Annotated in this window: 21 protein-coding genes; 7 read left to right on the plus strand and 14 right to left on the minus strand. The window is 38.1% G+C overall.

Going from position 1 to position 20,973, the window contains the following annotated elements; all coding sequences use genetic code 11:
* Positions 1-14: 14 nt before the first annotated feature.
* The gene (locus AC6H0J_RS08730) at positions 15-701 is read right to left on the minus strand and encodes a putative N-acetylmannosamine-6-phosphate 2-epimerase (RefSeq protein WP_497513538.1); all 687 of its coding nucleotides are present in this window, start codon (positions 699-701) and stop codon (positions 15-17) included.
* A 360-nt stretch (positions 702-1,061) separates the two neighbouring features.
* Here AC6H0J_RS08730 and AC6H0J_RS08735 point away from each other — a divergent pair, with 360 nt between their 5' ends.
* From AC6H0J_RS08735 to AC6H0J_RS08755, 5 genes are all read left to right on the plus strand, one after another.
* Positions 1,062-2,048, plus strand: coding sequence for a sialic acid TRAP transporter substrate-binding protein SiaP (locus AC6H0J_RS08735; RefSeq protein WP_497513599.1), 987 nt, complete (start codon positions 1,062-1,064; stop codon positions 2,046-2,048).
* Positions 2,049-2,119: 71 nt separating this feature from the next.
* On the plus strand, positions 2,120-3,970 hold the full coding sequence (locus AC6H0J_RS08740) for a TRAP transporter large permease subunit (protein WP_497513540.1): 1,851 nt from the start codon (positions 2,120-2,122) through the stop codon (positions 3,968-3,970).
* 123 nt (positions 3,971-4,093) lie between these two features.
* Positions 4,094-5,221: an N-acetylneuraminate epimerase gene (locus AC6H0J_RS08745; protein WP_497513542.1), complete on the plus strand. Its 1,128-nt coding sequence runs from the start codon at positions 4,094-4,096 to the stop codon at positions 5,219-5,221.
* Positions 5,222-5,309: 88 nt separating this feature from the next.
* A complete protein-coding gene (gene nagE / locus AC6H0J_RS08750) occupies positions 5,310-6,773 on the plus strand; it encodes an N-acetylglucosamine-specific PTS transporter subunit IIBC (protein WP_497513543.1) in 1,464 nt (487 codons plus the stop codon).
* A gap of 63 nt (positions 6,774-6,836) precedes the next feature.
* Positions 6,837-7,271 carry a methyltransferase family protein gene (locus AC6H0J_RS08755; protein WP_497513545.1) on the plus strand — a complete coding sequence of 145 codons (435 nt, stop codon included), beginning with the start codon at positions 6,837-6,839 and terminating at the stop codon, positions 7,269-7,271.
* A 42-nt stretch (positions 7,272-7,313) separates the two neighbouring features.
* On the opposite strand, the gene hflC is transcribed toward AC6H0J_RS08755, so the two are convergent.
* The 13 genes from hflC to yceD form a co-directional block, all read right to left on the minus strand.
* Positions 7,314-8,201 carry a protease modulator HflC gene (gene hflC, locus AC6H0J_RS08760; RefSeq protein WP_005625632.1) on the minus strand — a complete coding sequence of 296 codons (888 nt, stop codon included), beginning with the start codon at positions 8,199-8,201 and terminating at the stop codon, positions 7,314-7,316.
* Positions 8,201-9,436 carry an FtsH protease activity modulator HflK gene (gene hflK / locus AC6H0J_RS08765; protein ID WP_032825326.1) on the minus strand — a complete coding sequence of 412 codons (1,236 nt, stop codon included), beginning with the start codon at positions 9,434-9,436 and terminating at the stop codon, positions 8,201-8,203. Before hflK ends, hflC begins: the two co-directional genes overlap by 1 nt.
* A gap of 752 nt (positions 9,437-10,188) precedes the next feature.
* On the minus strand, positions 10,189-10,551 hold the full coding sequence (locus AC6H0J_RS08770) for a hypothetical protein (RefSeq protein WP_497513547.1): 363 nt from the start codon (positions 10,549-10,551) through the stop codon (positions 10,189-10,191).
* A gap of 124 nt (positions 10,552-10,675) precedes the next feature.
* Positions 10,676-11,047, minus strand: a complete 372-nt coding sequence (locus AC6H0J_RS08775) for a hypothetical protein (protein ID WP_046953076.1) — start codon at positions 11,045-11,047, stop codon at positions 10,676-10,678.
* Positions 11,048-11,379: 332 nt separating this feature from the next.
* Entirely contained in the window at positions 11,380-12,087 is a 708-nt protein-coding gene (locus AC6H0J_RS08780; RefSeq protein WP_005627311.1) for a 4'-phosphopantetheinyl transferase family protein, read from the minus strand.
* A 60-nt stretch (positions 12,088-12,147) separates the two neighbouring features.
* Positions 12,148-13,479, minus strand: a complete 1,332-nt coding sequence (locus tag AC6H0J_RS08785; protein ID WP_005627315.1) for an anaerobic C4-dicarboxylate transporter — start codon at positions 13,477-13,479, stop codon at positions 12,148-12,150.
* Positions 13,480-13,683: 204 nt separating this feature from the next.
* Positions 13,684-13,914, minus strand: coding sequence for an acyl carrier protein (acpP, locus tag AC6H0J_RS08790; RefSeq protein WP_005627318.1), 231 nt, complete (start codon positions 13,912-13,914; stop codon positions 13,684-13,686).
* 272 nt (positions 13,915-14,186) lie between these two features.
* Entirely contained in the window at positions 14,187-14,915 is a 729-nt protein-coding gene (fabG, locus tag AC6H0J_RS08795) for a 3-oxoacyl-ACP reductase FabG (RefSeq protein ID WP_005627320.1), read from the minus strand.
* A 12-nt stretch (positions 14,916-14,927) separates the two neighbouring features.
* The gene (gene fabD / locus AC6H0J_RS08800) at positions 14,928-15,866 is read right to left on the minus strand and encodes an ACP S-malonyltransferase (protein WP_114892584.1); all 939 of its coding nucleotides are present in this window, start codon (positions 15,864-15,866) and stop codon (positions 14,928-14,930) included.
* 627 nt (positions 15,867-16,493) lie between these two features.
* Positions 16,494-17,444, minus strand: a complete 951-nt coding sequence (locus AC6H0J_RS08805; protein ID WP_497513550.1) for a beta-ketoacyl-ACP synthase III — start codon at positions 17,442-17,444, stop codon at positions 16,494-16,496.
* A 20-nt stretch (positions 17,445-17,464) separates the two neighbouring features.
* Positions 17,465-18,484, minus strand: a complete 1,020-nt coding sequence (gene plsX / locus AC6H0J_RS08810; RefSeq protein ID WP_005627327.1) for a phosphate acyltransferase PlsX — start codon at positions 18,482-18,484, stop codon at positions 17,465-17,467.
* Positions 18,485-18,505: 21 nt separating this feature from the next.
* Positions 18,506-18,676 (minus strand): 50S ribosomal protein L32, encoded by a 171-nt coding sequence (rpmF, locus tag AC6H0J_RS08815; protein ID WP_005544470.1) that lies wholly within the window; start codon positions 18,674-18,676, stop codon positions 18,506-18,508.
* 22 nt (positions 18,677-18,698) lie between these two features.
* Positions 18,699-19,223 carry a 23S rRNA accumulation protein YceD gene (gene yceD / locus AC6H0J_RS08820; protein ID WP_005627329.1) on the minus strand — a complete coding sequence of 175 codons (525 nt, stop codon included), beginning with the start codon at positions 19,221-19,223 and terminating at the stop codon, positions 18,699-18,701.
* Positions 19,224-19,381: 158 nt separating this feature from the next.
* Here yceD and asd point away from each other — a divergent pair, with 158 nt between their 5' ends.
* Together asd and bamJ are read left to right on the plus strand one after the other, a co-directional pair.
* The gene (gene asd / locus AC6H0J_RS08825; protein ID WP_032825584.1) at positions 19,382-20,251 is read left to right on the plus strand and encodes an archaetidylserine decarboxylase; all 870 of its coding nucleotides are present in this window, start codon (positions 19,382-19,384) and stop codon (positions 20,249-20,251) included.
* Positions 20,252-20,275: 24 nt separating this feature from the next.
* A complete protein-coding gene (gene bamJ / locus AC6H0J_RS08830) occupies positions 20,276-20,899 on the plus strand; it encodes a BamJ family beta-barrel-assembly machinery protein (protein WP_005627333.1) in 624 nt (207 codons plus the stop codon).
* The last annotated feature ends 74 nt before the right edge of the window (positions 20,900-20,973 follow it).

Consider the following 20,973-nt stretch of genomic DNA (forward strand, 5'->3'; position numbering starts at 1 on the left):
CACACGTCTTACGACTATCTTGCAGATTTCACAGAATTAGCGAACCAACTCACGATATGCTCAAGGCGAGTTAAGGCTGAACCAACGGTTACGCAATCTGCGCCAATTTCAATCGCAACTTTTGCTAATTCAGGCGTGTTATAGCGACCTTCTGCCATCACAAAACAACCTGCAGATTTTAAATCTTTCACTAATTGATAATCAGGTTCTTCGGGAACTGGACCACCTGTATAACCAGACATTGTGCTCCCCACGATATCAAAACCGAGTTTTTGACAATACAAGCCTTCTTCTAAATTAGAGCAATCTGCCATAGCCAAGCAGCCCATTTCATGGATTTTTTTCACCGCACTTTCAATATCAACTGGACGAGGACGGCTAGTGCCATCTACCGCAATAATATCTGCCCCAGCATTGGCAAGATCTTCAATATCTTGCAGAAATGGCGTAATACGAATCGGACTATCAGGTAAGTCGCGTTTTACAATACCGATAATTGGAATGTTTACAAAAGGACGTGTCGCTTTAAGGTTATCTACACCTTCAATACGTAAACCTGATGCGCCACCAGCAACAGAAGCTTGGGCCATGGCAGAAACAATTTCTGGTTTATCCATTGGGCCATCATCAACAGGTTGGCAAGAAGCAATGAGACCATATTGAATTTGAGAAAGCACATCTTGATGAGATAATTTCGACATAATATCACTCCTAAATATATTGAGGCCGATAATGCTCAAATGCTTTATTACAAGCCATCTAGGCGTTAGCATTATTTAGACTCAATCATCCTCAAAAATATAACTGAGCCCGCATTTTCGTCAGTGCTCAGCATTATATAAAAACATAACTCCATTTTAAAATATTTTTTTGAAGTATTTTTTTGTAAATGTGATCTACCTCTCAATTTTGAAATAAAACTTCAAAGAACAGTTCAAAAAGTATTTTTTTACTTTAGAATAGCGCCCGAGTAGTTTTTTTGATGTCTAAAACATTAAGCATTCACTTTCAATCCAAGCTAATTATGGCTTATATCAACATAGGTTCACACAGGAGCGAACATTATGAAATTTACTAAACTTTTCCTTGCAACTGCTATCACATTAGGCGTTTCTTCAGCCGTTTTTGCCGCAGATTATGACTTAAAATTTGGTATGAATGCGGGTACTTCATCTAATGAGTACAAAGCAGCAGAAATGTTTGCAAAAGAAGTAAAAGAAAAATCACATGGTAAAATTGAAGTTTCACTTTATCCAAGTTCACAACTTGGTGATGACCGAGCAATGTTAAAACAATTAAAAGACGGTGCTCTTGACTTCACTTTTGCTGAATCAGCTCGTTTCCAATTATTCTATCCTGAAGCAGCAGTGTTCGCGTTACCCTATGTAATCACCGATTACAACGTTGCGCAAAAAGCCTTATTTGACACCGCATTTGGTAAAGATTTAATTCAAAAAATGAATAAAGAATTAGGCTTAACCTTATTATCACAAGCTTATAACGGTACTCGCCAAACAACTTCAAACAGAGCGATCAATAGCATTGCTGATATGAAAGGCTTAAAACTTCGTGTACCAAATGCTGCAACTAACTTAGCGTACGCAAAATATGTAGGAGCATCTCCAACACCTATGGCATTCTCTGAAGTATATCTTGCACTTCAAACTAACTCTGTAGATGGTCAAGAAAACCCATTAGCAACAGTACAAGCACAAAAATTCTATGAAGTGCAAAAATTCTTAGCGATGACTAACCACATTTTGAATGACCAACTTTATTTAGTGAGTAACGAAACTTATAAAGAATTACCTGAAGATCTTCAAAAAGTAGTCAAAGACGCCGCTGAAAATGCCGCAAAATACCACACTAAATTATTCGTAGATGGCGAAAAAGATTTAGTGACATTCTTTGAAAAACAAGGTGTTAAAGTGACTCACCCAGATTTAACTCCATTCAAAGATGCAATGAAACCATTCTATGCTGAGTTTGTAAAACAAACTGGTGAGAAAGGTGAAAAAGCATTAAAAGAAATCCAAGCTATTAAATAATCTCTATCACGTGCGCCAGCAATTTAGTTGGCGCACTCATTTTCGTTCTCCACAATCTCTCGGAGTGAAGTATGAAATTTTTTAACAAACTTGAAGAATGGATTGGCGGCGCACTATTCCTTGTCATTTTCGGTATTCTTGTTGCTCAAATCCTATTCCGCCAAGCTTTCCAATCACCATTAATTTGGAGTGAAGAACTCGCTAAATTATTGTTTGTATACGTAGGTATGCTCGGCATTAGTGTTGCTATCCGCAAACAAGAACACGTTTACATCGACTTCTTAACCAATTTAATGCCTGCTTCGGTCAAAAAAGTAACAAACTCCTTTGTACAGTTGGTGATTTTCCTTGGCATTATTTTCTTTATCCATTTTGGTATTAAAACGTTCCTTGATGCAAGTTTCCCAATTGATGCGTTAGGTGGAATTTCAGAGAAATGGATTTATGCTTCTCTGCCGATCATTTCTATCCTAATGTTAGTGCGCTTCTTCCAAGCACAAGCAGACAATTTTAAAGAAGATAAAAGCTATTTACCTGCGACGTTCTTCATTGTAAGTGCGGTCATTTTATTAGGCATTTTATTTACGTTCCCAGAATGGTACAAAGTATTACGCATTACAGAATATGTGAAATTTGGTTCTAACTCTGTATACGTTGCCCTAATATTCTGGCTAGTTATTATGTTCCTTGGTGTGCCAGTAGGTTGGTCATTATTCATCACCACATTGCTTTATTTCTCCATGACCAGATGGAATGTGGTAAACGCAGCGGCTGAAAAGCTGACCATGAGTTTAGATAGTTTCTCATTACTTGCTGTGCCGTTCTATATCCTAACTGGTATTTTAATGAATACTGGCGGTATCACAGAACGTATCTTTAATTTTGCGAAAGCCTTACTCGGTCACTACACTGGTGGTATGGGTCATGTAAATATTGGTGCAAGTTTATTGTTCTCAGGTATGTCAGGTTCTGCACTTGCTGATGCGGGTGGCTTAGGTCAGTTAGAAATCAAGGCTATGCGCGATGCAGGTTATGATGATGATATTTGTGGTGGTATCACTGCAGCATCTTGTATCATCGGTCCATTAGTTCCACCAAGTATTGCCATGATTATTTACGGTGTAATCGCCAACGAATCCATTGCGAAACTATTCGTTGCAGGTTTTGTACCAGGCATACTTGTAACAATTGCTTTGATGATCATGAACTACTACGTATCTAAAAAACGTGGTTATCCAAGAACACCAAAAGCAACTCGTGAAGAACTTTGTACATCATTCAAAAAAGCATTCTGGGCAATTTTAACCCCATTACTCATCATCGGTGGTATCTTCTCTGGCTTATTTAGCCCAACAGAATCTGCCGTTGTTGCTGCGACTTATTCCGTCATCATCGGTAAATTCGTTTATAAAGAATTAACCATGAAAATGCTCTTTAATAGCTGCGTTGAAGCGATGGCAATTACTGGTGTGGTTGCATTAATGATTATGACTGTGACCTTCTTCGGAGATATGATCGCACGTGAACAAGTTGCAATGCGTATTGCAGACGTGTTCGTTGCCGTAGCTGATTCTCCACTTATGGTATTAGTCATGATCAATGCGCTCTTGCTCTTCTTGGGTATGTTCATTGATGCATTAGCATTGCAATTCTTAGTGTTACCAATGTTAATTCCAATCGCAATGCAATTTAATATCGACTTAGTATTCTTCGGTGTAATGACTACTTTGAATATGATGATCGGTATCTTAACCCCACCAATGGGAATGGCTCTTTTTGTGGTGGCGCGAGTGGGTAATATGTCAGTATCCACTGTGACTAAAGGTGTATTACCGTTCTTAATACCGATATTCTTAACATTAGTATTAATTACGATTTTCCCACAAATCATTACTTTTGTACCAAATCTATTGATGTCTTAACACTAAAGTGCGGTTAAAAAAAGCAAAGCTTTTATAACCGCACTTTTTTTATAAAATCAATCCTATTCAATGCGGTTTTATGAATAGCAAACCATAAACATAACTTAATAAATGAGGTTTATTATGAAATTGACAAAAACAGCATTATGCGCCGCACTTTTTGCAACTGTTGCATTTTCAGCTAACGCACAAGCCTATCCAAATTTACCAGTAGGTATCAAAAGCGGAACTGGCGCACTCATCGGCGATACCGTATATGTAGGCTTAGGTTCGGGTGGTAATAAATTCTATTCTTTAGACTTAAAAGATCCTGCTGCACAATGGAAAGAAATTGCAGCATTCCCTGGTGGTGAACGTAATCAACCTGTTGCAGCAGCTGTAGATGGAAAACTTTATGTATTCGGTGGTTTGCAAAAAAATGAAAAAGGCGAACTACAACTTGTTAATGATGCTTACAGCTATAATCCAGCTGATAATACTTGGGTGAAACTTCCTACTCGCTCTCCGCGTGGTTTAGTCGGTTCAAGCAGCGCATCTCACGCCGATAAAGTTTATATTTTAGGTGGTTCTAACCTCTCTATATTTAATGGTTTCTTCCAAGACACCGTGGCAGCAGGTGAAGATAAAGCGAAAAAAGATGAAATCGCAGCCGCTTATTTCGAACAACGTCCAGAAGATTATTTCTTCACAACAGAATTATTGAGCTATGAACCATCAACCAATAAATGGCGCAATGAAGGTCGTATTCCATTCTCTGGCCGTGCTGGTGCAGCATTCACTATCCAAGGTAATGACTTAGTGGTGGTCAATGGTGAAGTGAAACCAGGGCTTCGAACCGCAGAAACTCATCAAGGCAAATTCACTGCTAAAGGTGTGCAATGGAAAAACTTACCTGACTTACCTGCACCAAAAGGTAAATCACAAGATGGTTTAGCTGGTGCACTCGCAGGCTATAGCCATGGCCATTATTTAGTCACGGGTGGAGCGAACTTCCCTGGTTCAATTAAACAATTCAAAGAAGGCAAACTTCATGCGCATAAAGGTTTAACCAAAACATGGCATAACGAAGTTTATACTTTAAATAATGGTAAATGGAGTATCGTTGGTGAATTACCAATGAATATTGGCTATGGCTTCTCTGTGTCTTACAACAATAAAGTATTGCTCATCGGTGGTGAAACTGACGGTGGTAAAGCGTTAACCAGCGTCAAAGCCATTAGCTACGATGGTAAAAAATTGACCGTTGAATAATTTGGCATAGAATAATGTATAAGGCTTGATGCAAAGAATGGGCTCAAGCCTTTTGATTTCATCAAAATATAAAAATTAAGGAGATTATATGAGTGTACTTAGTTACGCACAAAAAATCGGTCAAGCCTTAATGGTGCCTGTGGCAGCCTTACCTGCCGCGGCATTATTAATGGGGATTGGCTATTGGATCGACCCAGATGGTTGGGGGGCAAACAGTCAATTAGCGGCATTATTAATTAAATCTGGTGCAGCAATTATTGATAATATGGGCTTACTCTTCGCTGTGGGCGTCGCATTTGGGCTTGCAAAAGACAAACACGGTTCCGCCGCACTTTCAGGCCTTGTTGGTTTCTACGTAGTAACCACCCTACTTTCCCCTGCTGGTGTAGCACAATTACAACACATTGATATTAGTGAAGTGCCTGCAGCATTCAAAAAAATCAATAACCAATTTATCGGGATTTTAATTGGTGTCATTTCAGCTGAACTTTACAACCGTTTCTATCAAGTTGAACTACCAAAAGCACTTTCGTTCTTTAGCGGAAAACGCCTCGTCCCAATTTTGGTTTCTTTCGTGATGATCGCCGTATCATTTGCCTTACTCTATATTTGGCCGCATATTTTCAACGCACTCGTTTCATTTGGTGAATCCATCAAAGATTTAGGTGCAGTCGGTGCGGGGATCTACGGTTTCTTCAACCGCTTATTAATTCCTGTTGGCTTACACCATGCCTTAAACTCTGTATTCTGGTTTGATGTAGCGGGTATCAACGATATTCCAAACTTCTTGGGCGGCGCTAAATCCATTGCCGAAGGCACTGCCACTGTGGGGGTCACTGGTATGTATCAAGCTGGTTTCTTCCCAGTGATGATGTTTGGTTTACCTGGTGCGGCTCTTGCGATTTATCACTGTGCAAAACCAAATCAAAAAGTACAAGTTGCCTCAATTATGCTTGCGGGTGCGTTAGCTTCTTTCTTTACAGGGATCACTGAACCGCTTGAATTCTCATTCATGTTCGTTACACCAGTACTTTATGTATTGCATGCATTATTAACGGGTATCTCTGTATTCATTGCAGCCACAATGCACTGGATTGCAGGATTCGGCTTTAGTGCTGGTTTAGTGGATATGGTACTTTCTAGCCGCAACCCACTTGCTGTTAGCTGGTATATGTTACTTGTACAAGGTATCGTATTTTTTGCTATCTATTATTTTGTGTTCCGTTTTGCAATTAATGCCTTTAATCTCAAAACACTAGGACGTGAAGATAAAGCAGATACAGCTGCAGCCCCAACACAAAGCAACCAATCTCGCGAAGAAAGAGCGGTAAAATTTATCGATGCTTTAGGTGGTTCAGAAAACTTCAAAACTGTGGATGCTTGCATCACTCGTTTACGCTTAACTTTAGTTGACCATCACAATATTAATGAGGATCAACTTAAAGCGCTTGGTTCAAAAGGTAATGTAAAATTAGGTAATGATGGATTACAAGTCATTTTAGGACCTGAAGCTGAACTTGTAGCAGAAGCGATTAAAGCAAAATTAAAATAAATTTTGACCGCACTTTACATGCCGTCTATCACTAGGCGGCATTTTTATTAATGAGATTTAGCGATGTTATTTATTCCACCACCACTACTCTGTTTATTAATTGGCACTGCAATGTATTTTTTGCCAAAAGTAGCTAGTTATTCTGTCCATTTTGCAGTTACTGCCTTTGTCATTACTCTTTCATTTTTGATTGCTGGAGGCAGTGTATTACAATTTTTTATACGCAAAACGACCATCAATCCTCATGACTTTAAACATACAATACAATTAGTTTCTACAGGCATATTTCGATTTAGCCGTAATCCAATGTATTTAAGTTTGCTATTAATGTTAATTGCGTGGGCTATTTGGTTAGGTAATAGTTTGGTTTGGTTAGGCGTGATTGTCTTTATACTAGTGATGAATCGCTTTCAAATAGCCCGAGAAGAAGCCTATTTGGAAAATAAATTTGGCGATGAATATCGTCGTTACAAACAAAAAGTAAGACGCTGGCTATAAAAAAACACCTTCACGATGAAGGTGTTTTTATCAATTTTAAATCTATTTCTTCGGTGCCTGCATAAAGCGGAAGAAATCACTATCTGGTTTTAAAATCATCATATTGTCAGAGCTTGCAAAACTCGCCTCATAGGCTTTTAAGCTACGAACAAAAGTAAAGAATTGTGGTTCTTGAGCAAAAGCATCTGAATATAATTTTGCCGCTGCAGCATCGCCTGAGCCTCGTAATTCTTGTGCAGTTTTATTTGCATTAGCAAGAATTAACGTCACTTTACGATCTACATCGGCTTGGATAAATGCAGCTTTTTCTTTACCTTGAGAACGGTGTTCTCGCGCAACTGCATCACGTTCTGCACGCATACGTTGATAAATTGAAGAAGATACTTCGTCCGGTAAATTAATTTGTTTTACACGCACATCAATCACTTCAATACCCAATTCTGCCGTACTATCTTGCCCTGAATTTAAAGCTTTTTTGGCACCTTCCATTAATTCACCACGCGTACCAGAAACGATGTCTTTAATAGTTCTTGTACCAATTTCAGAACGCAAACGGTCATTTACTTTACGGCTTAACAAACTTGACGCTTGGGTATAATCGCCACCACCAGTAGATGTGTAGAATCGACCAAAATCACTAATTTTCCATTTCACATAAGAATCTACTAGCAAGTCTTTTTTCTCAACAGTAACAAAACGTGTTGCCGATCCATCTAAAGTACGAATACGTGCATCTAAAACTTTAATGCTATCAATCAAAGGCACTTTAAAATGCAAGCCTGGTTCATATACCACCACTTTATTATCTGCATCACGTTGTACTTTGTTGAATCGCAACATAATACCGCGAGTACCTTCCGTCACGACCACGACACTAGAATACACTACTGCCGCAATGACAAAAATAGCTGGTAATAAAAATTTACGCATTAGTTAAATCTCCCTTGGCGAATCGGCTCAACAGTGCTTGGTAGTTGGCTTGAAGAATGATTAATACGCTCTGGCTGTGATAAAACAGGCGCAGATTCTACCGCTCTTTCTGTTACGGCTGGCGCTTTAGCTGATACTTTTTTACCCATGATTTGTTCTAAGGGTAATACAGTTAAATTGTTACCATTATTGCCATCAAGCATCACTTTTGGGGTATTTGCCATGACTTTTTCCATGGTTTGAATATATAAACGCTCACGCAGTAAATCTGGCGCAGCTTTAAATTCAGGCAACAAACGCTGCAAACGTTCCACTTCGCCTCGTGCATCTAACACGATACGATCTTTATAAGCTGTCGCCTCTTCAATAATACGTTGTGCATCACCACGCGCAATCGGCTCTTTCTCTCGGGCATAGGCTTCCGCTTCACGAATGAAACGTTGTTCATCTTCCTGAGCTTTAATCGCATCATCAAACGCATCTTTTACTTCTTCTGGAGGACGCGCAGATTGGAAGTTCACATCAATAACCTCAAGTCCCATATCATAGGATTTGATAATGTCATTTAACGCTTTCCACGTATCTTCACGAACAACCGCACGGCCTGTTGTTAAAATATCATTCATTGACATATGGCCAATCACATAACGCAATGCACTGTCAGTCGCTTGACCTAGACTGTCATCAGCATTCGTCACGCTAAAACGATATTTAGCAGGATCTTGCACACGATATTGCACGGTCATTTCCACACGAACCATATTTTCATCTTTAGTCAGCATCGAACCTTGTGTGCGAAGTTCTTTAACTTGCTCGACATTCACTGGCAATACTTTATCTACAAATGTTGGTTTCCAGTTTAAACCAGGTTGAACAATAGAATGCAATTCACCAAAACGAAGCACCACACCACGCTCAGCCTCTTTAATAGTGTAGAAACCACTTACGCCCCAAATAATCGCACCAATGGCAACAGCAAGCGGCACCACTTTTCCAAAATTAAATGGCGTACTGTTTTGAGAACTACCATTGTTTTGACCGCTCTTTTTATTTCCACCACCTAATTTTCTGAGAAGGTTATTAAAAATCTCCTCAATATCTGGCGGAGATTGTTCTTGATTCCCACGATTTTTATTGTTATTCCATCCATTATTATTGGATGAATTTCCCGGCTGTTGGTCGTTGCTTTGCCCTGGTTTGCTCCAAGGATCGCGATCTGAACCGTTCTGTGACATTTCATTCTCCATTTGTCAAAAAATTGTTAAGAGTTTAGCTAAATAAATGGGGCGCGTCTATGAAAATGCAAGAGGGGATAACCATTAATTTCGCCGCACTTTTAAGTTATGCCCCTTAGGCGCGGAGATTTTTTGCCATTAGCGTTAGATAGCTTTTGCTGTTTGCTATCGTAGCAGTTACAGCCTTAACAGATTTTTAAATTAAGATTACCTTTAATAGCAATACGCATATTTTCAGAAAAAGCAATGTTAATTCTCATCGCAGCTTAGGGGTCTTGCTCTCTCGTGATATTTCCGTAGAAAATTGGGTGTGCTTACGCTAGATTGGATGTAAAGTTATAAGGTTTACTTAACACAAGCATAATTGAAAATACAAAAAGTGCGGTCAATTTTTGAGAAGTTTTAAAACTCTTTAAAAGAGACCGCACTTTGTACTTCTGTATTTTAAATTGTAGTCTATTTAAATATCAAACAGACTACAAATTTCTAATAACTTAACATCAGAAATTAAACACTTTCTATACTATCCACCTCTTAGTTTTTTAGATATAAGAATTGATAATACTATTAATGGTGATAATCTGGAAAAACTATATAAGTTAAATGACAATACGTCAAGAATATCTTTCATAGAGATATTTCCAAAACTCACAATAAATTTAAATAATATAATAAGAAAAGACATACCAACAAAACAAAATATAAACACGAACAAAGAATAACCAGTAAAATAAACTAAAAAACTCATTAATCTACTTAGCATATAAACTCTCTCTGGAAAAATTTCTAATATCTTGCTCATCGCTTTCTAAAAATTTATTTAATGACTCACCTGTAAACGAGTCAGCTGCAACCCCCAATCTAACCGGATATTTCTTATAATCCTCATAACCAGTATAATAAAAGCTCCTATTTCTATACTCAGGATTATAATAACTCCGATTTTTACTAAGACCTTTTAGAATAGCCATATCAGCGGCTTTTTCCATACTTTTACCTACAGCTCCACCCAATGAAGTTGCGATAGCAGATGAAGCCGCTTTATAACCAGCATGTTTAATTGAATCCTCATTAGACTCAAAATATCCTTGCAAGCCTGAACTCACGGTATTCACTATCAATGTCGTTTTAAAATTTATTCCACCAGTAATAAATCCTGTTGTACCGCTCCAAGCTAAATCACTGGCTGATGTATCTTTACCTTGATAAGAGTTCCCACAATATCCTGATTAAATCTATCTACTTCAAATGACATATATCTAAATCAGGATAAAAATAATTTAAAAAAAATAGTCCATCATAAAAGTTTACTCCCATATATTGTTCACCTTTACAATAATCTCCATCACTAACCTTAACAAACCCTAGAGATAATATAAAATCATTTAACTCATTATAATTAGTTTCTTTTATGTAGAATTTTACAGACGCATAGGTCCTGTTAGAATCAGATATATCAACAATTTTATCTTTATATCTTTCCAAAACAAGCATATAAATATCTTGCTTTTTTTTATTATTTTTTCCCTTATCAACAGCACCTTCTTTTAACAAAGATAAGAGAAGAAAAAAGAAACAAGATATAAATAAAAATTTCAATACATTATTCATTTTAATTTCTCCGTGTATTCAGTCTCAATTGAGAATCTCTGCTCAACACCAATTGAAAGTATTTTCTTAGGCGTAGACGAAATTGTTTCGCCGTAACCTATACACCGATAATAACAACCTTCTACTCCCATACTATATCCAGCCAAAGTATCGTTTTGTGCCGCTGCTTGTAATGCTGCTGTCACCGCACGAATCACCAGGTCTTTTTCACTACCAATGCCGTAATCATCAATCCCTTTTTTAATAAGGCTAATTTGTTTACTGATTTCTTGCGCTTAATCACTATTTTGACGGCTCCTTACGGTGAGGTTTTAAATATAATAATAGCCCCTCTAGTTCACATGATAAAAGCTGAATTCTTGTAGTATTTTAAGTTGCAATCGTTCCCCACTCCACTCATAAAAGTGCGGTAATTTTTCTTGATGATTGACAAAAGCGGCTAAATAAATAGGGAGTTCATCAGTAAACCACAACTTCCCCTGCGGGCAATAATCTGAAAAAATTTTTTGTTGTTCAGGAAAATGACGAACATTGGATAATTTTACGATTCCAAATCCTTGGGATTTCAATACAGCCTCTCTCAAACACCAACAATGATAAAAAGCCTTCAAAGAATCCTGCTGATGATGAAACCAATCAATTTCTTCTTTTGGTGCAATATGTTCCATCAACGCCGTAAAATTTCTTATTTTAGGAAATTCAATATCAATTCCCACCGCACTTTTTTCTTCATTTCTAATATCTAATATTACCGCCACCCAATCACCAGAATGGCTAATATTAAAATCTATTCGATCATCTAGAAAATAAGGTCTGCCACTTTCAGTACGATGAATTTGAGATAAAAGTGCGGTGGATTTTCCTGCTATTTTTAGAAGTTGGAAAAGTAATAAGTGGGCAAGCCGACGGCACTGATGACGCTGAAAAACACGCGAACTATCCGTTTCAATTTGATACAGATTTTCTGGAATCAGTTCATCGGGTAAGGATTCCAAAGAAAAAGGTTGATTTATATTGCCGTAGGCGATGTAGGTTGTCATAAAAATAAAAGCACCATTCAAAGGTGCTTTTATATTAAAAGGATTTAGTTTGTGTGTAAATTAGCGAATCACTAATTCCGCCACAGAAACACCTACCAAGCAAGCGACAACAACCCCAATTAAACCTGGCACCATAAAACTGTGGTTAAAATAATATTTACCAATTTTCGTTGTACCCGTTACATCAAAGTTTACTGTTGCAATGTCTGATGGATAATTTGGAATAAAGAAATAGGCATAAGTTGCTGGCATTAAACCAACCAAGATTGGTGCTGGAATACCTAAGCCAATACCCACAGGTAATAACATAACTGCGGTTGCAGCTTGGCTATTAATTACGACTGAAACTGCAAATAATGCCAATGCGAATGTCCAAGGATAAGTTTGAACCATGTCAGTAATCGCGGCTTTAAATTCTGGCATTGCATATTGGAAGTATGTATCGCTCATCCAAGCAATACCATAAATCGCAATCGCTGCCACCATACCAGACTTAAATACCACGCCATTTGGCACGATTTGAGGATTCGTTTTCGTTGCAAGTAAAATCACACCACCAAAGCAAAGCATCATCATTTGGATGATTAGTGACATGGAAATCGCTTTTCCGCTACCGATAGTACGAATTTCAGGAATCATCGCAATCGCAACAATCACAACTAATGCTAATAAGAACAAATAAACTGATTTTTTAGCGCCTTGTGGAAGGGCTTCATTCAATGTTGTGCTTGTGGTATTGAAAATACGTTCGCGCCATACTGGATCTTGTAAACGACGTTGATATTCAGGATCTTGTTCCAACTCTTTACCACGACGCATACTATATAAAGAAAGCGCTATGGTACCCGCTAAGGTTGCAGGAACAGTCACACAAATAATATCTAACAAACTAATATGCTCAAAACCAGGCATTGCAGTAATTTTACCTAGATAGAAGACAACAGCTGCAGAGAGTGGGCTAGATGTGATGGCTAATTGAGATGCCACCGAAGAGGCAGCCATTGGACGTTCTGGACGGATTTTGTTTTTCAATGCAACATCGCCGATGATTGGCATAATTGTGTAAACAGAGTGACCAGTACCAAGCATAAACGTTAATAAATACACGACTAATGGGCCGAGTAAAGTTACACGTTTTGGATTTTTACGGAGAATGCGTTCGGCAATTTGTAACATAAATTTCAAACCGCCTGCAGCTTCAAGTACGGATGCACAAGTCACCACTGCAAGAATGATGAGCATTACATCAATCGGTGCTTTCCCCACTGGCATACGGAATACGAAAACTTCGATAGCAAGACCGATACCAGAAACAACGCCTAATCCGATACCACCATAACGGCTGCCCATATAAAGCATTAATAATAAGAATAAAAATTCTAAATAAAGCATAAGTACCTCAAAAATAAAAAAACTGTAAAAATAATACCCTTTTTGAGGAATAAAACTAGATATTTTTTAAATTTTAGAGCAAGAATTGAATTAAAAGATAATTCAGATCAATTTTACAATGCTGGAATAAGAGAAAAGTGCGGTGATGTTAGAAAGAAATTTTTGAAAAAAATTAGGCGACTTAAAAAGTCGCCCAACTTGAAATTATTGATTGTTTTGCACGTAGTCAATCGCAGATTGAACAGTTGTGATTTTTTCAGCTTCTTCATCTGGAATTTCGATATCGAATTCTTCTTCTAAAGCCATTACTAATTCAACTGTGTCTAAAGAGTCCGCACCTAAATCTTCAACGAAAGAAGCTTCAGATTTAACATCTTCTTCTTTAACACCTAATTGTTCAACGATGATTTTTTTCACGCGTTCTTCAATACTCATTTGTTTTTCCTATTTTGTTGGTTTTAACTCATAAAAGAGCGGTTAGTGTATGTATTTTTTATCAACTTGCAACTATTTTATAGGCTGGTCGCACCACAAAATGGGCAATCTGAATACACACATTAAAAATAGTTACGTACCTTTGCATACGCTCAAGGCGTAACCAAGCTACACTGCGAATGGGATTCTAACATTATCTAAAATCTTTGGCTATGATTTTGTGTTTAGAACACCGCTCAAGTCTAAATAAAGAGAAATGCTGATTTTCAGCATTAGCTCATATATAAACCACCATTTACATGCAAGGTTGTGCCCGTAATGTAAGCCGCATCATCAGAAGCTAAGAAAGCAACGGCTTTAGCAATATCTTTGGCTTCACCTAAACGACCAGCAGGAACATTAGATAAAATACCCGCTTTTTGTTCATCAGTAAGCACTTCTGTCATATCCGTTGCAATAAAACCTGGTGCAACCACATTTACAGTAATACCTCGTGCAGCCACTTCTTTCGCTAAAGATTTAGAAAAACCGATCACACCCGCTTTTGCCGCACAATAGTTAGCTTGTCCTGGATTCCCCATTGAACCCACCACTGAACCAATATTGATGATACGACCAAAACGTTTTTTCATCATTGAACGTAACATGGCTTTAGAAAGATGATACACCGAAGTTAAGTTAGTTTGCATAATATCAAACCACTCATCATCTTTCATACGCATCAATAAATTATCGCGAGTAATACCTGCGTTATTTACGAGAATATCAATATCGCCAAAATCATTTTTAATTTGCTCAAGTAAAGTTTCGATAGATTCTTTATCCGTTACGTTTAAAACTAAACCTTTACCTTTATCTCCTAAATATGCAGAAATTGCCTCTGCACCTTTTTCAGATGTTGCAGTACCAATTACAAATGCACCTTTTGAACTAAGTTCCTCTGCAATCGCACGGCCAATACCACGAGTAGCCCCTGTCACTAAAGCAATTTTACCTTGCATTTTTTCTTCCTTTTACGCTAAAAATTCTTCTACAGCATTGAATGATGCAACATCATTTACAGATATTGCTTGTAAATCACTCACAATGCGTTTAGTTAAACCATTTAATACTTTACCCGGCCCCACTTCAACAAGCGCTTGAACACCATCTTGCGCCATTTTTTCAACTGTTTCAGTCCAACGAACTGGGCTATATAACTGACGAACAAGTGCGGTACGAATTTCTGCACCTTCAGTTTCAGCTTTCACATCAACGTTATTTAATACTGATGTTGTTGGTGTATTAATTTGAATATTCTCAAGTTTTACAGCTAATTGCTCTGCTGCTGGTTTCATCAAGGCACAGTGAGAAGGTACGCTCACCGCTAATGGCAATGCACGTTTCGCTCCCGCGTCTTTACATAATGCAGCCGCACGCTCAACTGCAGCTTTCGCACCAGCGATAACGACTTGGCCTGGTGAGTTAAAGTTCACTGCTGATACAACTTCACCTTCTTCCGCTTGTTTACAAGCATTAATAATCGCTTCATTATCTAAACCAATAATTGCATACATTGCACCAGTGCCTTCAGGCACAGCTTGTTGCATTAATTTTCCGCGCAATTCCACTAATTTAATCGCATCTTGGAAATCCAACACGCCAGCACAAACTAACGCAGAATATTCACCTAAGCTATGGCCTGCCATCACTTCTGGTTTTAATTGAGGAAATATTTCTTGCCATACGCGATAAATAGCTACAGATGCAGCTAAAAGTGCAGGCTGAGTTTGCCAAGTTTTATTGAGTTCTTCAACTGGGCCTTGTTGAACAAGATGCCATAAATCATATCCAAGAGCATCAGATGCTTGTTTAAATGTTTCAGTAACGATTGGATATTCAGTTGCAAGATCAGCAAGCATACCGACAGTTTGGGAGCCTTGGCCTGGGAAGACCATTGCGAATTTTTTCATTATGTTTTGTCCTATTGTTTTAATTAAAAATATTTTTCGATAATTGACATCAGGATTTCGCCTGACGGCGACCTACTTTTCTTTGCTTGTGCAAAGCAAAGTAGGCAAAAGAAACACTCCCCAATTAAATCGCTGATCTTTGCTTTGTTTCAATTTTCTTTACGGCAATTTGCTGAACTCGCTTCGCTCAAACAGACGCAAATTGCCTAAAAATTGAAAGTCACAAAGGCGATTTATATGGGGCCCAAATTTAATCGGAGCATTATTTAAAAAGTGCAATTGATTTTGAGTTCATTTTTAGAGTGAAAAACATTTTGAATTTTCACCGCACTTTACATCGAAGAAAGAATAAATCGGGTTCCCTTCTTTGCCGCCTGGAAAAATAGAAATTTGTAGGAAATTTGCGTCTGTTTGAGCGAAGCGAGTTCAGCAAATTTCCGTGAAGCAAATTTCTATTTTTTCAGGAAACAAGGCAAAGCAGGGTTACTTTTCTTTTTGCTTACTTTTTCTTTGGCAAAGCAAAGAAAAAGTAAGTTGCCGTCAGGCGAATCCCTGACTCTTTAACAGAAAAAGTGCGGTCAAATTTTACCGCACTTTTTAAATTACTTATCCATTCTAACAAATTAATTAGAAGCGTACTAACGCTGAACCCCAAGTCCAACCACCGCCAAAGGCTTCTAATAATAGTAACTGCCCACGTTGAATACGGCCATCTCGAACAGCTTCATCTAAAGCGACTGGAACAGTTGCTGCACTGTTGTTAGCGTATTTATCTAACGTTACCACAACTTGCGACATATCCATTTCTAATTTTTTAGCTGTCGCTGTAATAATACGTAAATTTGCTTGGTGTGGTACAAGCCAGTCTAAATCTTTTTTATCTAAATTATTTGCTAAAAGCGTTTCTTCCACCACATTTGAAAGTTCACTAACTGCCAATTTGAAGGTTTCGTTACCTTGCATCTCAATATATCCAGATTTTTCTATACCACGTTCTGGCTGAGCTAAAACAAGGGCATTATTTTTATCTGCTGAAGCATGTAAATGAGTAGAAATAATCCCTTCTTGTTCACCCGCTTCAAGAAAGACCGCTCCAGCACCATCACCAAATAGCACAACAGTGCTGCGATCTGTTTCATCTAATTTACGAGAATTGAGATCTGAACCAATCACCAAGGCTTTTTTCACCTTGCCTGCACGAATAAATTGATCTGCCACGCTCAATGCATAGACAAAGCCTGTACAAGCTGCGGCTAAATCAAAAGAAATCGCATCATCAATATTTAATAAACCTTGCACTTGGCACGCGGCACTTGGATAAGCATGTGAATTACTTGTAGTTGCAACAATAATCAGTTCAATATCTTGAGGATTAATTTGAGCAGCCTCGATCGCATTTTTTGCTGCCTCAAATCCCATTGTTGCAACAGTTTCATCTGCCGCTGCGATACGACGTTCACGAATACCGGAACGAGTGACAATCCATTCATCTGATGTATCAACCATTTTTTCCAATTCCGCATTTGTGCGGATGTAGCTTGGTAAATAACTACCAGTAGATAAAATTCTGCTATTCATAATAAATAAAAATTAAGTCATTAATAACGAGAAAGCCCAGCCAATATTTTTTCTGGAAGTTGCTGGCGAGCTTGGAAAGCGGCATCAGCAATAGCATGTGCAAAAGCATTCACGTTTGCACTACCGTGACTTTTTACCACCACAGCTTTTAAGCCAATAAGTGATGCGCCATTATATTCATCAGGGTTAATTCGTTTCAAGCGTTTATAGCATTGTTTAAATACAAAGCGAAAAAGCCAAGCAAGAATGGGCTTTATAAAACGTGAATTCGCTTTATCTTTAAACAAAGATAACAAATTTCTCACCGCCCCTTCTAAGGTTTTCAACGCGACATTGCCTGCAAATCCATCACTCACAATTACGTCGGCTTTCCCATTCAATAAAACATCACCTTCGATAAATCCGACATAATTAAGTGCGGTTGATTTTTGCAGTAAATTAGCAGCATCACGAATAGATTGATGGCCTTTGATTTCTTCAATACCAATATTCAATAATCCAATTCTCGGATACACCAAATTAAGTCGAGCTTCAGCAAAAATCGCACCCATTATAGCAAATTGATAAAGATTTTCCGCACTACACTCAATATTTGCACCAAGATCCAACATCACTGATTTTTCACCATCAATGGTCGGAATAAAAGAAATCAATGCAGGACGTGCAATGCCTTGTAAAGGCTGCAATAAAATCTTCGACAATCCCATTAATGCCGCTGTATTGCCCGCACTGACACAACCTTGCGCTTTGCCACGTTGTACCGTTTCTAATGCTAAACGCATTGATGTACCTTTACTATGACGCAACGCATAAGATATGCCTTGATTATTTTCGATAACACTTGAGCAATGTTGAACTTGTATTCGTTCTAAAACTGATTGAGAACAGTTATTGAGAAGAGGAGAAATTTGTTGGCTATCGCCAAAGAGGATTAAAGAAAGCTCAGGATCATTTTCCAACGCTAAAAGAGAGGCAGAGATAGGAATACGGGGACCAATGTCCCCGCCCATCACATCTAACGCTAAGGTTAGACGAGTCAAGTGAATACCTATAAGTAAAAATTACTTATTGATCACTTTACGACCACGATAGTAACCATCTGCAGTTACGTGGTGGCGTAAGTGAGTTTCACCGCTTGCTTTATCCACTGATACTGCAGCAGTAGTTAACGCATCGTGTGAACGACGCATGTCACGACGTGAACGAGATTTTTTATTTTGTTGAACAGCCATTGGCCATACTCCTAAATTTAATTTACTTTTGCTTTAAATTAGCTAATACAGCGAACGGGTTCGGTTTTTTTGCCAATTCGTCAGGCAATTCGCCAAAAACCTGTTCCTGCGCGGACACTTCACAGTGTTCAGATGAATGCATTGGTACAAGCGGCAAAGCTAAAATTAGCTCATCTTCCACCGTGCCAATTAAATCTATTTCGCCAAACTCATTGAACTCGATTGGCTCATAAATTTCCGGCAATACATCAGCTTGATCCCAATTAGCCACTGGACTATAAGTAAACTCACATTCCAATGTTTGTTTGTAAGGCTCGTTACAACGCTGACATTCTAATTCAACATCAACTTGTACATTACCTTTCATCACCACTAATTTTTGTGGATCAATATAAAACGATAATGTTACCTGTGCATCGCTGAGCACGTTTACCACTGATTCGGCCAAACGCTCAAGCTGATTAGCAGCATAATAGCCAACATAATCAAGCCGTCTTTGAGCATCTTTTACCGGATCAACGGTTAGGGGTAGTTTTACCTTTTGCATAGGGCGTGAATATTACCTGTTGTTGCGAAGATAGTCAAAGGGAAATCACATTTTTTATTGGATAACTCAATAAAGGAAATTATCCGCTAACTAAAAAGGTTGGAACTATAACAAAAATTGCTATAATCACGCCTCTTTTTTAACAAGGAAAGATAATGATGACTTCAAATTCTTATTGGCAACGCTTAAAGGTGGCATTTCAATATGTTATGCCGCAAATTTATTTAACTCAAATTGCTGGCTGGTTTGCTAAACAAAAATGGGGTGTGCTAACCCATGTTGTAATTAAAGCTTTTGCGAAAAAATACAACATTGATATGAGCATTGCGCAAAAAGAACAATTTTCTGATTACGCAAGTTTTAATGAATTTTTTATTCGTCCGTTAAAAGAAAACGCGCGTCCAATTAATCAAAATCCTACCGCACTTTGTTTACCAGCAGACGGGCGCATTAGCGAGTGCGGTCATATTGACGATAATCTTTTATTGCAAGCTAAAGGGCATTTTTTCAGCCTAGAAGGCTTACTGGCAGAAGATAAAGAATTAGTGGAAACCTTTAAAAATGGTGAATTTGCTACCACTTATCTTTCTCCTCGTGATTACCACCGAGTACATATGCCGTGCGATGGTACGTTGCGTAAAATGATTTATGTGCCGGGTGATTTATTCTCTGTGAATCCATTTTTAGCCCAACATGTACCCAATTTATTTGCGCGTAATGAACGTGTGATTTGTGTATTTGATACTGAATTTGGCACAATGGTACAAATTTTAGTCGGTGCAACCATTACTGCAAGCATTGGCACAACTTGGGCGGGCGTAATTAATCCACCACGCCACAACGAAGTGAAAACTTGGACTTATGAAGGAGAAAGTGCGGTCAAATTATTGAAAGGTCAAGAAATGGGTTGGTTCCAACTTGGTTCGACAGTAATTAATTTATTCCAAGCAAATCAAGTCCGTTTAGCTGATCATTTAAGCGTCAACGAACCTGTTCGCATGGGCGAAATCTTGGCATATAAAAAATAATTTTTAACGAAAGGAAAACATCAAATGAATTTTGAACAAGTAAAATTAGAAAGCATTTCTGAAAAAGGTAGCTACGGTATTGGTTTACAAATTGGTCAACAATTAGCCGATAGCCAAATGGAGATCACCGTTGAAGCTGTGGCAAAAGGCATTTTTGACGCGTTAAACCATAATCAACCTGCATTAGACATCAATGATTTAATGCATTCTGTTCAAGCTCTTCAACAACAAGCAACTGAAGCACAACAAGCGCAATTTAAAGCCATTGAAGAAGAAGGCAAAAAATTCTTAGAAGAGAATGCGAAAAAAGCGGGCGTAAACGTAACCGACAGCGGTTTGCAATACGAAATCATGACTGAAGGCAATGGTGCAAAACCATCTGCAACAGATAAAGTGCGTGTACACTACACTGGTACATTACCAGATGGCACCGTATTCGACAGCTCTGTGGCTCGTGGCACACCAGCTGAATTCCCAGTAAATGGCGTAATCCGTGGTTGGGTTGAAGCATTACAAATGATGCCGGTCGGTTCTAAATGGAAACTCACAATTCCACACGAACTTGCTTACGGTGAACGTGGAGCTGGCGCATCAATTCCGCCATTCTCAACACTCGTATTTGAAGTAGAATTATTAGATATTCTTTAATCGAAAAATATGATATTTATAAAGGCAAAGCTATAAAGGTTTTGCCTTTATTGTTAAAATAATGTTATTATTTT

It is taken from the genome of Haemophilus sp. THUN1691 (assembly GCF_059704425.1).